General features: G+C 40.7%; 15 protein-coding genes. 14 read left to right on the top strand and 1 reads right to left on the bottom strand.

The annotated features are described in order from the left end of the window. Positions 1 to 184 precede the first annotated feature (184 nt). The 12 genes from J7I90_RS12810 (at position 185) to fni (ending at position 11,632) form a co-directional block, all read left to right on the top strand. The gene (locus J7I90_RS12810) at positions 185 to 1,462 is read left to right on the top strand and encodes a Glu/Leu/Phe/Val family dehydrogenase (RefSeq protein WP_053535610.1); all 1,278 of its coding nucleotides are present in this window, start codon (positions 185 to 187) and stop codon (positions 1,460 to 1,462) included. 153 nt (positions 1,463 to 1,615) lie between these two features. After that, on the top strand, positions 1,616 to 2,584 hold the full coding sequence (locus tag J7I90_RS12805; protein ID WP_214772086.1) for a YpdA family putative bacillithiol disulfide reductase: 969 nt from the start codon (positions 1,616 to 1,618) through the stop codon (positions 2,582 to 2,584). A gap of 27 nt (positions 2,585 to 2,611) precedes the next feature. Next, positions 2,612 to 3,577, top strand: a complete 966-nt coding sequence (locus J7I90_RS12800) for an asparaginase (RefSeq protein WP_214772085.1) — start codon at positions 2,612 to 2,614, stop codon at positions 3,575 to 3,577. A 97-nt stretch (positions 3,578 to 3,674) separates the two neighbouring features. After that, positions 3,675 to 4,361, top strand: a complete 687-nt coding sequence (gene prsW / locus J7I90_RS12795; protein WP_214772084.1) for a glutamic-type intramembrane protease PrsW — start codon at positions 3,675 to 3,677, stop codon at positions 4,359 to 4,361. Positions 4,362 to 4,497: 136 nt separating this feature from the next. After that, positions 4,498 to 5,322, top strand: coding sequence for a spore cortex-lytic enzyme (sleB, locus tag J7I90_RS12790; RefSeq protein ID WP_396020131.1), 825 nt, complete (start codon positions 4,498 to 4,500; stop codon positions 5,320 to 5,322). Positions 5,323 to 5,336: 14 nt separating this feature from the next. After that, complete coding sequence (gene ypeB / locus J7I90_RS12785; protein ID WP_214772081.1) at positions 5,337 to 6,692, top strand: germination protein YpeB; 1,356 nt, start codon at positions 5,337 to 5,339, stop codon at positions 6,690 to 6,692. Positions 6,693 to 6,843: 151 nt separating this feature from the next. Further along, the gene (locus J7I90_RS12780; RefSeq protein ID WP_214772079.1) at positions 6,844 to 7,503 is read left to right on the top strand and encodes a flagellar brake protein; all 660 of its coding nucleotides are present in this window, start codon (positions 6,844 to 6,846) and stop codon (positions 7,501 to 7,503) included. Positions 7,504 to 7,571: 68 nt separating this feature from the next. Continuing rightward, positions 7,572 to 7,757 carry a YpfB family protein gene (locus J7I90_RS12775; protein WP_048681726.1) on the top strand — a complete coding sequence of 62 codons (186 nt, stop codon included), beginning with the start codon at positions 7,572 to 7,574 and terminating at the stop codon, positions 7,755 to 7,757. Positions 7,758 to 7,951: 194 nt separating this feature from the next. Then, positions 7,952 to 8,626, top strand: a complete 675-nt coding sequence (gene cmk, locus J7I90_RS12770) for a (d)CMP kinase (protein ID WP_214772077.1) — start codon at positions 7,952 to 7,954, stop codon at positions 8,624 to 8,626. Further along, positions 8,623 to 9,210, top strand: a complete 588-nt coding sequence (locus J7I90_RS12765) for a lysophospholipid acyltransferase family protein (RefSeq protein WP_214772075.1) — start codon at positions 8,623 to 8,625, stop codon at positions 9,208 to 9,210. Before cmk ends, J7I90_RS12765 begins: the two co-directional genes overlap by 4 nt. 216 nt (positions 9,211 to 9,426) lie before the next feature. Next, entirely contained in the window at positions 9,427 to 10,566 is a 1,140-nt protein-coding gene (rpsA, locus tag J7I90_RS12760; protein WP_214772073.1) for a 30S ribosomal protein S1, read from the top strand. 19 nt (positions 10,567 to 10,585) lie between these two features. After that, positions 10,586 to 11,632 carry a type 2 isopentenyl-diphosphate Delta-isomerase gene (gene fni, locus J7I90_RS12755; RefSeq protein WP_214772071.1) on the top strand — a complete coding sequence of 349 codons (1,047 nt, stop codon included), beginning with the start codon at positions 10,586 to 10,588 and terminating at the stop codon, positions 11,630 to 11,632. Positions 11,633 to 11,700: 68 nt separating this feature from the next. Here the strand turns inward: fni and J7I90_RS12750 are convergent, their stop codons facing one another. Continuing rightward, entirely contained in the window at positions 11,701 to 11,832 is a 132-nt protein-coding gene (locus tag J7I90_RS12750; protein ID WP_095389675.1) for a YpzI family protein, read from the bottom strand. A 112-nt stretch (positions 11,833 to 11,944) separates the two neighbouring features. Here J7I90_RS12750 and J7I90_RS12745 point away from each other — a divergent pair, with 112 nt between their 5' ends. Continuing rightward, positions 11,945 to 12,565: a YphA family membrane protein gene (locus tag J7I90_RS12745; protein WP_214772069.1), complete on the top strand. Its 621-nt coding sequence runs from the start codon at positions 11,945 to 11,947 to the stop codon at positions 12,563 to 12,565. Positions 12,566 to 13,062: 497 nt separating this feature from the next. Then, positions 13,063 to 14,373, top strand: a complete 1,311-nt coding sequence (der, locus tag J7I90_RS12740; protein WP_034308039.1) for a ribosome biogenesis GTPase Der — start codon at positions 13,063 to 13,065, stop codon at positions 14,371 to 14,373. Positions 14,374 to 14,378: the final 5 nt, after the last annotated feature.

The following is a 14,378-nucleotide window of genomic DNA, read 5'->3' as shown; positions in this document are numbered from 1 at the left end:
ATACGGTAAAAGAGTAAGAAAGCAGTTGATATGATAACGTTTTCATTTTTAGAATATTTCCAACTTTTAATTTCCCATTTTTACTCTTGCATAAATGTAACGAAGGTGTATACTAGCACATGAAGAGGACTATTTGTACATTATAATTTTATATATGGATGAGATATTCTAGGAGGTACTTTTAATGGAATCGGCAAAAGGCAATAGCCAAGTTAATGAAGAAGAAAAACACGACGTACTGAGGTCAACCCAAACTGTAATACATAAAGCTTTGGATAAGCTGGGTTACCCGGAAGAAGTTTTTGAGCTCTTGAAGGAACCTTTGCGTTTATTGACGGTGAAGATACCGGTACGCATGGATGATGGATCGGTTAAAATTTTCACGGGTTACCGTGCGCAGCATAACGATGCTGTTGGGCCTACTAAAGGCGGTATCCGTTTTCACCCTAATGTAACGGAACGTGAAGTGAAGGCATTATCCATTTGGATGAGTTTGAAATGCGGCATCGTAGATTTGCCATACGGCGGGGGTAAAGGCGGAATCGTTTGTGATCCTCGTAATATGTCATTCCGTGAGCTTGAAAGGCTGAGCCGGGGCTACGTTCGCGCAATTAGCCAAATCGTGGGGCCGACTAAAGATATCCCGGCACCTGATGTATTTACAAATTCCCAAATCATGGCTTGGATGATGGATGAATACAGCCGTATGGATGAATTCAACTCGCCAGGATTCATTACGGGTAAGCCGCTAGTGCTTGGTGGTTCTCATGGCCGTGAATCAGCCACTGCTAAGGGTGTAACGATCTGTATCAATGAAGCTGCCAAGAAACGCGGCATCGATATTAAAGGGGCACGGGTCGTCATTCAAGGTTTTGGTAACGCAGGTAGTTTCTTAGCTAAGTTCATGCATGACGCAGGTGCTAAAGTCATTGGTATTTCAGATGCATACGGTGCACTCCATGATCCGGAGGGATTGGATATCGATTATCTTCTCGATCGGAGAGATAGTTTTGGAACCGTAACGAAATTGTTTAAAAGCACAATTTCAAATAAAGAACTGCTTGAATTGGAATGTGATATTTTAGTTCCGGCTGCAATCGAAAACCAAATCACTGAAGAAAATGCTGCGGATATCAAAGCATCGATCGTTGTCGAGGCAGCTAACGGACCTACAACAATTGAAGCGACACAAATCCTGACGGATCGCGGAATCCTTCTTGTTCCTGATGTGCTTGCTTCTGCTGGCGGTGTAACGGTTTCTTACTTCGAATGGGTACAAAATAATCAAGGGTATTACTGGTCTGAAGAAGAAGTGGACGAAAAGCTGGAAAAAATCCTTGTCAAATCTTTTAATAACATTTATGAACTTGCCCAATCAAGACGCGTTGATATGCGCCTAGCGGCATATATGATCGGCGTTAGAAAAATGGCTGAAGCTTCTCGCTTCCGTGGTTGGATCTAAAAGGATTCAAATCGGTTTTAATATATAGTTAACATCATGTTCATTGCTTTATCATTGAAAAGAATTGTAAAAACTCCTATCATGTATTGATAGGAGTTTTTATTTTTAGACGAACGTATCACATAGTGGATGGAAAGGCAGTGGAGAATAAAGATGAATGTTGAAGAAGTCATTATCATAGGTGGGGGCCCGTGTGGATTGGCTGCTGCGATCGCTCTTAAAGAAGTGGGAATACAGTCCCTGATCATTGAAAAAGGAAATGTGGTTGATTCCATTTACCGTTATCCGACACATCAAACATTTTTCAGTTCGAGTGAAAAACTGGAAATTGGTGATGTCGCTTTTATAATCGAAAATCGAAAACCGGTCCGCAATCAGGCGCTAGCCTATTATAGGGAGGTAGTCAGAAGGAAAGAATTGCGGGTCAATACATTTGAAAAAGTGGAAAAAGTGGAAAAAAGAGAAAATGGCAAGTTTTTAGTCAAGACATCGAAGGGGGACTATACAGCTCTGCATGTAATCATATCGACCGGATACTATGACCATCCTAACTATATGTGCATACCGGGCGAACAGCTCCCTAAAGTGTTTCATTACTTCAAGGAGGGCCATCCCTACTATAATTGTGATGTTGCAGTCATCGGTGGCAAAAACTCAAGTGTGGATGCAGCTTTGGAATTGGTCAAATCAGGAGCAAGGGTATCAGTCCTTTATAGAGGGTCGGATTACTCTCCAAGTATCAAACCTTGGATTCTTCCGGAATTCGAATCATTAGTCCGCAATGGAACGATCAAGATGGAATTTAATGCGAATGTCGATAGCATAACGGAAGACAGCGTGATTTATCATGTAGGTGATGAGGAAAAGGTCATTAAAAATGATTTTGTATTTGCAATGACTGGTTACCATCCTGACCATTCCTTTTTAGCTGCAATGGGCATAACTATTGATAAGGAGACTGGAAGGCCTGCATATAACGAGGAAACGATGGAAACGAACGTTAAAGGTCTTTATATTGCAGGAGTTCTGGCAGCCGGAAATAATGCGAACGAAATCTTCATCGAGAACGGCAGGTTTCATGGTGGATTGATTGCCTATCATTTGGCCGTTAAAGAAAAGTGAATGATATAAATGAGGAGCTGTGACCGTATGGGAAAAATTTCATTAATAACGACTGGTGGGACTATTGCCAGTAAAGAAACTGTGAATGGGATGTTGGCCTCTGGTGCATTGACTGGCCATGAGTTGGCATCTCTTTGCGAATTGCCCAGCGATATCGAGGTTAAAGTGGTTGATCTTTTCCAGATTTCAAGCATGTCCATGTCCTTTGAAAAAATGCAGCAGCTTAAATCAGCCATACAAAAGGAATTGGAGGATCCAGATGTTACGGGAATCGTCGTGACACACGGTACGGATACACTTGAAGAAACGGCATACTTCCTTGATGTAACGAGTAATGATCAACGTCCAATCGTATTAACCGGCTCCCAACGTTCTCCTCAAGAAGTGGGCACCGATGTATACTCCAATCTAAGGAATTCGATATTATGCGCTGCGAGTGATCTTATTAGGGATGTTGGGGTAGTGGTCGTTTTTAATGAGCGGATCTATTCAGCAAAGTATGTCAAAAAAGTTCATGCTTCCAATTTACAGGGATTCGAATCTTTTGGCTATGGATATTTGGGGATAATTGATAATGATGTCGTGAGCATCTATCAAAAACCTTTACATAGGGAGTGTTTTGATATTCAGAATCGCATCCCAAGGGTGGATATCATCAAGTGCCATACAGGAGCTGACGGCCTCTTTATTGATGCTGCGATCGCAAACGGTGCGAAAGGCATCGTGCTCGAGGGTGTAGGAAGGGGACAAGTCACCCCTATAATGGTAACCTCCATACAAGCTGCAATCGATAAAGGAATAACGATCATCATGACTACAAGTGCAGAAGAAGGAAAAGTATACCCAGCTTATGATTATGAAGGCAGCGCATTTGATCTAAAACAACGCGGTGTGATTTTAGGCGCTGATTATGATAGCAAGAAGGCACGAATAAAGTTAGCTGTCATGCTGGCAAGCGAAAACCCTATAGATGAGACCTTCTTTAAGTACTGAAGGATTAAATAAAATATGGAAGAGTTGATTCTTGGATTCAGTTTTTCTTCATTCCATGGTACGATTAAGGAAACGAAGATGAAAAGAGGGTCAGCTAATGCTGGTCATGTTGTCAGCGGCTATTGCGCCAGGATTGGCGCTATTGAGCTATTTCTATTTGAAAGATCAATATGAGACCGAACCGATATCGGTTGTGGTCAAAACATTTATATTCGGTGTTTTTCTTGTATTGCCGATTATGTTCATACAGTATGTGCTCGAAACCGAGCAAATCTTGAATACGGATTTAGCAAATGCTTTTTTATGGGCTGCACTGCTTGAGGAATTCTTCAAGTGGTTCATACTCATTTACGTTATTTATCAGCATGTGGCATTCGATGAGCCATATGATGGGATTGTCTACGGAGCTGCAGTCTCCCTTGGATTCGCCACAATGGAGAATATTTTGTACCTGCTGGCCAACGGGGTGGAACACGCTTTTCTAAGGGCCGTTCTCCCTGTATCCAGTCACGCTTTGTTCGGTGTGATCATGGGATATTATTTGGGCAAGGCGAAATTTTCGGCTTCGAATAATAGGGTCTATTTATTATTGGCATTGATCATACCAATTTCGTTACATGGGATTTACGATTATATTTTGGTTTCCCAAAAATTTTGGGTGTACTTTATTATGCCATTCATGATTTATCTATGGTGGTTAGGCATGAAAAAAGTAAAGAAAGCACGTTTGTTGTCTGACTTTCACGCAGAAAAACTTTCACACAATAACTACCTTAGCAAATGACGAATACTATCAAAAAACGGAGTGCTGGCATATTTTGCCCGCTCCGTTTTTTTTATGTTTGGAATAAAAAAGCCAGTAAAGAAGAAAATAGAATTACATTAATTCAAGAAAAAGAGGAGTGTTTTTGATGAAAGGAATTTCGTCAAAATGGAAATGGCTTTTGCTGTTTTCGTGTATAACTATATGTTTCGGAATTTACCCGGAAACAAGAACAAATGCCTTTTCGAGCCAGGTCATCCAAAAAGGTGCGGTTGGAGATGATGTAATTGAACTGCAGGCACGTCTGCAAAACACCGGTTACTATAAGGGAAAGATTGATGGAGCCTATGGATGGGGCACTTATTGGGCACTTCGAAACTTTCAACAAGATTTCGGGCTGCCAATCGATGGTTTAGCAGGGACTACAACAAAACAGAAGTTGGCGAATGCGTCTAATTTCAATAAAGCTTGGGTTCATGAGCAAATCAATAAAGGAAACGAGTTCACCTATTATGGGGGAGTCCCCATTGAAAAACAAGTAAAAGCGAAAGGGAATGGAACTGGAGGAACCGCTACCGGAAAGGCCCCTTCCAAACCAACGACATCTGCCAATCTTCCAGGGGGTTATTCTCAAAACGATATACAGCTAATGGCCAATGCCGTTTATGGAGAGGCGCGAGGGGAGCCATATACAGGCCAGGTTGCCGTTGCAGCTGTAATCCTGAATAGGGTGGAAAGTGCTGCATTTCCTAATACCATTTCGGGAGTGATTTTTGAACCTGGGGCGTTTACGGCTGTTGCGGATGGACAGATTTGGCTAACACCGAACGAAAGGGCGAAAGAAGCCGTGGTGGATGCTATCAATGGGTGGGACCCAAGTGGTAATGCAGAATATTATTTTAATCCCGATACGGCAACAAGCAAATGGATCTGGTCAAGGGAACAAATTAAAAGAATCGGAAAACATATCTTTTGTAAGTAAAGAGGTGAAGGAAAATGATCAGGAATATAGTGATTGCCCTGCTTGTTGTAGTTATTGCGGGAACTGCATTCTGGGGTTATCAAGAACATAAGGAAAAAAATGCTGTATTAATCAACGCGGAAAATACGTATCAGCGAGCCTTTCATGATTTAAGCTATCAGGTGGATTTATTGCACGATAAGGTCGGCAGTACTTTGGCCATGAATTCACGTTATTCATTAAGTCCGGCGTTAACAGATGTTTGGCGTATCACTTCCGAAGCCCAAAGTGATGTCGGGCAGTTGCCATTGACCTTGCTTCCTTTTAATAAGACAGAGGAATTTTTATCAAAAATTGCGGACTTCAGTTATAAAACAGCGGTACGGGACCTTGAAAAAGAACCATTGAATGATAAGGAATATGCGACACTGCAATCCTTGTACACACAGGCAGGAGACATCCAGGGCGAGTTAAGGAAAGTGCAGTATCTAGTCCTTAAAAACAATTTAAGGTGGATGGATGTCGAAATGGCTCTTGCATCAGGGAAAGAAAGTTCGGATAACACGATCATTGACGGATTAAAGACGGTAGAGAAAAAAGTATCTGGGTACGGGGAAACGAATGAGATGAACCCGACTTTTACTTCTGCACAGCAGAGGGATGAAAACTTCAAAAATTTGCAAGGTGAAACCATTACGAAAGAAGAAGCAATCGCGACAGCAAAAAACTATGCACACTCAAAAAGCAAAAATTTGAAGGTGAATGTGGAAGAAAACGGAAAAGGTTCTGATTATGGATTTTATAGTGTGAGCATCCTTGATAAAGATTCCGGTACTGAATTGAATATGGATTTGACAAAAAAAGGCGGTTACCCTATTTGGTATATCAATAATAGAGATGTGAACAAAACCAATATTGATTTGAATCAAGCCTATACAAAAGCCGAAGCTTTTTTAAAGGAACATGATTTCAGTTCACTTGAATTATTTGAAAGTGCCCAATACGATAATATCGCATTATTGAATTTCGTAACCTCAGAAAATGGAGTCAAGATTTATCCAGATTCAGTCAAGGTCAAAATCGCATTGGATGATGGAACCGTTATAGGTTTTTCAGCTGATGAGTATTTGAAATCACATAAAACCAGGGAAGTAGGGAATCCGAAAATGTCCGAGAAAGAAGCTAAGGACAAAATCAACAGCAATGTAAAAATAATGGAAGAAGGCAAGGCGTTAATAACCAATGATATTGGTGAAGAAGTTCTTTGTTATGAATTTCTCGGTACGATTAAAGACGATACCTACCGTATTTTCATTAATGCAGATACCGGTCAAGAAGAAAAGGTTGAAAAATTAAAAAATTCCGAACCGGTATACGAGAATTTAATTTAAAAAAAAATCGTCAATCATGTAGGGAAATGTGCTTAGTCACTTTCCCTTTTTCTTATTTCATGACATAATAACTTCATCATTATTGGATTATATAGGAATTTAATAGGTAATATTATGTGTTTTCCTACTATCGAAAAGGACGTGGACGACGATGTTTAAAATTGGTGATATATTAATGCTCGAACCAAAATACACACCACAGAAGGAAAAGTTCAATTGTATGGTTGTGGAAATGGGAACGGGTTGTTTCTATACGGACTTTCCCATCGATGTTGAGACTGGAAAAATTGCATTCCTTATGGATGGGACACAGTTCAATGTCACATTTTCCAATGAAGAGCAGGCTGTTTATGTATTCGAGTCTGAAGTGCTTGGAAAAGTGAAAGGTAGAATACCCATGATGCAACTATTGCTGCCCGAAGCAGAAACGTTTGTTAAAATCCAGCGGAGGCAATTCGTACGCCTGGATGTAACCTTGGATACGGCCATTCACCCAGAACATTCCGAGTTTACTCCTTTTCGCACATTAACGGAGGATATCAGCGCTGGCGGGGCTTCCATAAGGCTTTTAAAAGGCACCGCAATTCAATCGGTTTCGCAATTATACCTGTGGATGGCGCTTACGTTGAAATCAGGTGAGATTCATTATTTAAGGTTAAAAAGCAAAGTCATTCGCGTAACGGAAAAAGAGCATGGAAATATGCTTTTGCACGTCCAATTTCTTGAACCTTCAAAAAATGATATACAGACATTAATGAGGTTTATATTTGAAAAGCAGGTGGATTTAAAGAAAAAAGGCTTGCCTGTTTAACAGGATTGAATGAAAAACAGCGATTCCATCCATACTGCTAATATAAACGGATGGAGGGTGCGGCTTATATGAAAACATTTGAAAGACTATTAATTAAAGTGATCATCATCCAATTGGCCTGCTTATTTTTTTTCCAATTCCTTTTGAGCAGGGAGGATCAAATCTTTGATTTGACCAAGCTCTCGAGGTATGAAGGTGTCACCAGCAATAATTATACGAAAATCATTGAAACTTTCAATGGGACCCATAAGTAAAAGCGGTGATCCGCTTTTTTTTGTAAGAAGATTTTCAATAAAAGGATAACCTTTTGATGGCTGTAGGGATCAAAAAAAGAACAAAGGTGATTTTGAACGTACACATCCCTTTTATTAATGATTTTCCCGCTAGTTGTGATAAAATGAAAAGGTATTAAATAATCAGCATGATTGTAGGATTCTTGGGAGGATTTATGAAAAAAAAAATATCAGTCGCAATCGATGGACCAGCTGCTGCTGGAAAAAGCACGGTTGCTAAAATTGTAGCAGAAAAGTTCAATTACATATATGTGGATACAGGGGCGATGTATAGGGCCATTACCTATAAGGCCCTTAATCAAAAGATTCTTCTTGATGATGAACAAGCATTATCAGAAGTTCTCATCAATACGGAAATCGAATTAAGACCAAGTGAAAATGGGCAGTTGGTTTTCTTGGATAACGAGGACGTGACATCCCAAATCAGGAACAATGAAGTGACTGGTTCCGTTTCGGAAGTGGCCAAGCACCGGAGCATCCGGGAGGAATTGGTTCGCAGGCAGCAAATCTTAGGTGAAAATGGCGGTGTCGTCATGGATGGCAGGGACATCGGTACGCATGTGTTACCAAACGCCGAAGTAAAGGTATTTCTAATCGCTTCCGTTGATGAAAGGGCACAGCGGAGGCATCAGGAAAATATATTGAAAGGTTTTCCATCAGATATCGAAAAATTAAGGGAAGAAATCGCAACAAGGGACAAGCTGGACTCCGAACGCGAGGTATCGCCATTGAAAAAGGCAGCTGATGCTATCGAAATCGATACGACCTCATTATCGATTCAGGAAGTTGCAGAAAGTATCATGTCTTTAATAGAAGAGAGGAAAAGATGACATTGGATTTTTACACATTTGCCAAGAACATCGTAAAAGGCGTTTTAACGCCTTCGTTTAGGGTTAAAGCACTCGGAAAGGAACATATCCCTAAAGAGGGCGGGGTTTTGATCTGTGCCAATCACATTGATAATTTGGATCCGCCCGTAGTTGGCATGACGTCTCCAAGGGATATTCATTTCATGGCGAAAGAAGAGTTGTTTCATGCGCCTGTTTTAAAGGGTATATTACCAAGAGTAAATGCATTTCCCGTGAAACGCGGCAATAGCGATCGGGAATCCCTTAGGAAAGGCTTAAAGCTTTTGAAGGAGGGCAAGGCGATTGGTCTGTTTCCCGAGGGAACCAGAAGCAAGACTGGTCAATTGGGAGAAGGTTTGGCGGGGGCCGGATTTTTTGCGTTGCGGTCTGATGCCGTTATCATACCGTGTGCAATCATCGGCCCATATAAATTTTTACGTCCATTGAAGGTCGTTTACGGTCCTCCAATAAATTTTACCGAATATCGTGAACAGAAAATATCAGCCGATGACGCCACCAAGATCATCATGGAGCATATTGGGAAATTGATTTCCGAACATAAATAGTCCTTCATACTTGACAATTTTCTGATTTTGTTAGAATTTATAAAATAAGGGTATTGTTCCTTATTGCCGATGAAAAGGAATTATAACTTTATTACTCTTAAAAAAACTGTTTTTATCTTTATTAGGAAAGTGTTTTTATTGAACCACTTTAAATAAAATATGTGGCCGATGAAGAGGAAATTTGCTGATCAGTCATGGGTTAAGGAGGAGTTAGTAATGACAGAAGATATGAACCAAGTAGAAGTGAACAATTACAAAGTTGGGGATCAAGTTAAAGCAACCGTTTCAAAGGTAGAAGAAAAACAGGTCATTGTCGATGTGGAAAACAGCAAGACTGATGGAATCATACCTATCAGTGAGCTTTCAAGCCTGCATGTCGAAAAGGCTTCAGATGCCGTTTCGGAAGGTGATGCATTGGAGCTGAAAGTCATTAAAGTCGAAGAAGAAGCTCTCATTCTATCAAAACGTAAAATTGACGCTCTTAAGGCATGGGATGACCTGGAATTGAAATTTGAAAATGGAGACGTATTTGAGGCTGAAGTTAAAGATGTCGTCAAAGGCGGGCTTGTCGTGGATCTAGGCGTACGTGGTTTTGTTCCAGCTTCTCTAGTAGAAGACTATTTCGTTGAAGACTTTTCTGATTACAAAAACAAAACTTTAACATTCAAGATCGTTGAACTTGAGAAAGACAAAAATCGCTTAATCCTCTCACATCGGGCAGTGGTCCAGGACCAAAAGGAAAAGCAAAAAGCAAACGTCTTGGATAAGATTGAAAGCGGGCAAGTGCTTGAGGGTGTGGTCCAAAGGATTACCGATTTTGGTGCGTTCGTGGATATTGGTGGCGTAGACGGCCTTGTCCACATTTCCCAGCTTTCCCATCAGCATGTCGACAAGGCATCCGATGTTGTGTCCGAAGGGGATAAGGTTCAGGTGAAAGTGTTATCCATCGATCGTGATAATGAAAGGATTTCACTTTCCATCAAGGATACCCTTCCTGGACCTTGGGCAGGAATTGCAGAAAAAGCTGCCAAAGGCTCTACACTGGAAGGTATCGTCAAACGCCTTGTTTCTTTTGGTGCATTCGTGGAAATTTTTCCAGGCGTAGAAGGTCTTGTCCATATATCACAAATTTCACACAAGCATATTGCCACACCGCAAGAAGTACTTAAAGAAGGCCAGTCTGTCGAAGTGAAAGTGCTGGAAGTCAATGAAACGGATCAGCGTTTATCATTGAGCATCAAGGAACTTGAAGAACCTCAATCCAATTACAACACATCAGATTATGAGATGCCTGAAGAATCGAAGGGTTTTCAGCTAGGTGAAATGATCGGTGATCAATTGAAAAAACTAAAATAAGATAATAATGGTGATGGCCTTGGAGAGAAAACAACGAAAATTAGATCATATAGAATTTGCGCTTAAGACAGGACAGCAGCAACAAACCGGACTAGAAGATATTTCGTTTATTCACCAAAGCTTACCAGGTATTTCCTTGAATAATGTGAACCTCACAGCAGAAGTTGGCGAACTTGAATTAAGTTCGCCAATTTTTATAAATGCCATGACCGGAGGCGGAGGCCCTGAAACGGAAAAATTGAATGGTGACCTAGCCATTGCTGCAAGGGAAACGGGAATCGCCATGGCGGTAGGATCGCAAATGGCAGCCATCAAAGATCCTAGCCAGCAAGCTTCTTTCAAAGTTGTAAGGAAGGAAAATCCTGATGGTGTGTTGATTGGTAATCTCGGTGGTGAAGCAACAGTCGAACAGGCTAAGCGGGCAAGCGAAATGATCGGGGCCGATGCCCTTCAAATACATATTAACGTCATCCAAGAATTGACGATGCCTGAAGGGGACAGGGATTTTGCGGGTACCCTTTCGAGAATAGAAAAAATCAATAAAACGATCGGAATTCCTGTCATCGTAAAAGAAGTTGGATTTGGGATGAGTATGGAAACGGTGCGGCAATTACATTCGGTAGGTGTTTCAATCATTGATGTAGGCGGGTTTGGCGGAACGAATTTTGCTAAAATCGAGAATGAAAGACGAGCAAAAATACTCGGCTATTTTAATGAATGGGGCATACCGACAGCCGCTTCGATTGTCGAAGCAGTGAATGTTTCGCCACAGCTTTCAGTCATTGGGTCGGGTGGCATTCAAAGCCCTTTGGAAATTACAAAAAGCCTGGCGCTAGGAGCGAAAGGTGTCGGATTGGCTGGACATTTCCTCAAGCTCTATAAAGAGTTGGGCTTGGAGCATTTGATTAAAGAAATACATTACATACATGAAGATTTAAAGGTCATCATGACTGCACTCGGATGCGGTAATATCTCAGAGCTAAGAAAATCGAAATTAGTCATCAAAGGAAATACCTATCATTGGTTATCTCAAAGAGGCATTGATTGTTCCGCGTATGCTAAATAAATGACCCACAAAAAGGAAGCATCTCATTGGATCGAATGGAGATGCTTCCTTTTTGTTCATGGATAGACTTAACTATTCCTTTTTCGTGCCTCTTCAGGGCTTTCCATTCTTGTTGCCCCTTTAAGACCCAGTGATTGGTCCCTGTCGGACTCCACCCGTTTACTTTCTCTCAATTTCTTCTCTTGTCGATCTTTTCCCATGTTCACACCTCCTTTTTAAATGAATGGGGTATGGTTTCCTCATTAAATGCCGTGCCTAACGTTTATACTTTGAATAAACAACCCATAATGTTCCTAAAAGGGGGGACGCTGCATGGATGGAATTATATTTTATTGGATTTCATGGATAGTTTGGGTCATTATCATGTTTTTTATTCCGAAAACGGTTCCCTTTCGTTTTGATTTTCTTTTTCATCTATTAGCCGTAATGGTATTAGCGGGCTATAAACTGGAGGCTCCATTGATTTCCGTGCATTTGAGCGGACCGTATCTTTTCTTTATTCTGTGTGTGTATATTAGGAAGAAATCAATCATCAAGATGATGGAACTGATTAGCGGAAGTCTTATTATCACTCTCGCTTATGCGAGCTTTCAACTTTTTTCTTTACTTGATCCGATATGGCTCATAATGAAACCCTCTTATCTTTTGTGTATTTTCCTGAATTATCTCATATTATTACTTTTTAAAAATTGGAAACATCGATTGTTCGTCCTTTTAATTGGGATGCTGCTAGGAGATATTATATATTCGGGATTACTTGCTTACCACTCTTTACCTTATGTGGCCCTTGCTTACTCATGGCATGATAATGCCGTGCTGGTATTGGGGGCAAACATACTGTGGAGAATGTTGGAACTGGTTGGCCAATACATTTATACAATTTCCCATTCGAGATTTTTATCAAAACAAGGAAAAGAGAATTTTAATCAATGAGTATGGAGAAAATTAGTATGGGGTATTAGCTATTTTATCAAAATGCAGAAATATAAATGGAACCAATTGGAATTGGAAGGCTTTTATTCATACAATCATTGTTGATTGGCGAGAAATTTGTTACTATAGGATAGTTAGAGGTCTGTAGATAAATCGTAAAATGCTCTAAACAATTAAAAAGGAAGCCGTATGCCGAAGCTTTCTTCATTTTTTTGGGCTGTTTAGAATCAAGTTTTAGCATGCAGAGGGTTCAGCTTCATGTCACCTAAGGAACCGGGGCGTCAAGTGGACAAACCGCCCGTGAATACCTGATGAGTTTAACTGAACATCAGTTGGGATTATTCTTACTGATGAAAGATTCCTTTAAATGATGATGAATACAACCTTTTCCTTTAAAAGGAAATTATGAAAATCAATAATGCAAAGCAACCGTAATAAATGCATTCATGAATTTCGTGACTTTGACAGAGATATAGTAGCAGAAAGGGTGAATAGCAATGCCAAAACCGGTAATTGCGATAGTCGGTCGTCCGAACGTGGGAAAATCGACAATCTTTAATAGAATAGTTGGAGAACGGGTTTCAATTGTTGAAGACGTTCCAGGAGTGACCCGGGACAGGATTTATAGTTCGGGTGAATGGTTGACACATGATTTTAACATTATTGATACAGGTGGAATTGATATCGGTGACGAGCCGTTCCTAGAACAAATTCGCCAGCAGGCTGAAATTGCCATTGACGAAGCTGATGTCATTATTTTTATGACGAATGGTCGTGAAGGTGTAACGGCTGCTGATGAAGAGGTCGCAAAGATTCTCTATAAATCCAGAAAGCCGGTTGTCCTTGCGGTAAATAAAGTCGATAACCCAGAAATGAAAGATCAAATTTATGATTTCTATGCGTTAGGTTTTGGCGATCCATTCCCGATCTCCGGTTCTCATGGACTTGGTCTTGGTGACCTTCTGGATGAAGCGGCTAAACATTTCCCTAAATTTGACGGCCCGGATTATGCTGATGATGTCATTAAATTCAGCTTGATTGGAAGACCGAACGTAGGTAAATCTTCTCTGGTCAATGCACTATTAGGTGAAGAACGTGTCATTGTCAGTGATATTGAAGGTACGACTCGTGACGCGATTGACTCTCCGTATAAGTACAATGGCAAAGAGTATGTCATTATTGATACAGCAGGGATGCGGAAAAAAGGCAAGGTGTATGAAAGTACGGAAAAATATAGCGTACTTCGTGCATTAAGGGCAATTGAACGTTCAGACGTTGTTCTTGTAGTCCTGAACGCTGAAGAAGGAATTCGTGAGCAGGATAAGAAAATTGCAGGATATGCCCATGAAGCGGGTAGGGCGGTCATCATCGTCGTCAATAAGTGGGATGCCATCGAGAAAGATGAAAAAACGATGAAGGATTTTGAAGAAAAGATCCGGGCTCATTTCCTGTTCTTGGATTATGCGCCAATCATTTATCTTTCTGCCTTAACGAAAAAACGGACACATACCTTAATACCGGTCATTGATCAGGCTAGTGAGAATCATGCTATCCGGGTTCAGACAAATGTATTGAATGAAGTGGTAATGGATGCCGTGGCAATGAATCCGACACCGACTCATAATGGAAACCGTTTGAAAATTTACTATACGACACAGGTAGCCATCAAGCCGCCAACTTTCGTCGTATTCGTTAACGATCCGGAGTTATTGCATTTCTCATATGAGAGATTTTTAGAAAATCGAATTAGGGATGCCTTTGGTTTTGAAGGAACACCAATACGAATTTTTGGACGCCAGAGAAAATAGTAAAG

Source organism: Bacillus sp. ISL-57, assembly GCF_018613135.1.
GTDB classification, from domain to species: domain Bacteria; phylum Bacillota; class Bacilli; order Bacillales; family DSM-1321; genus Peribacillus; species Peribacillus frigoritolerans.
This window is presented reverse-complemented; position numbering and strand designations above follow the sequence as displayed.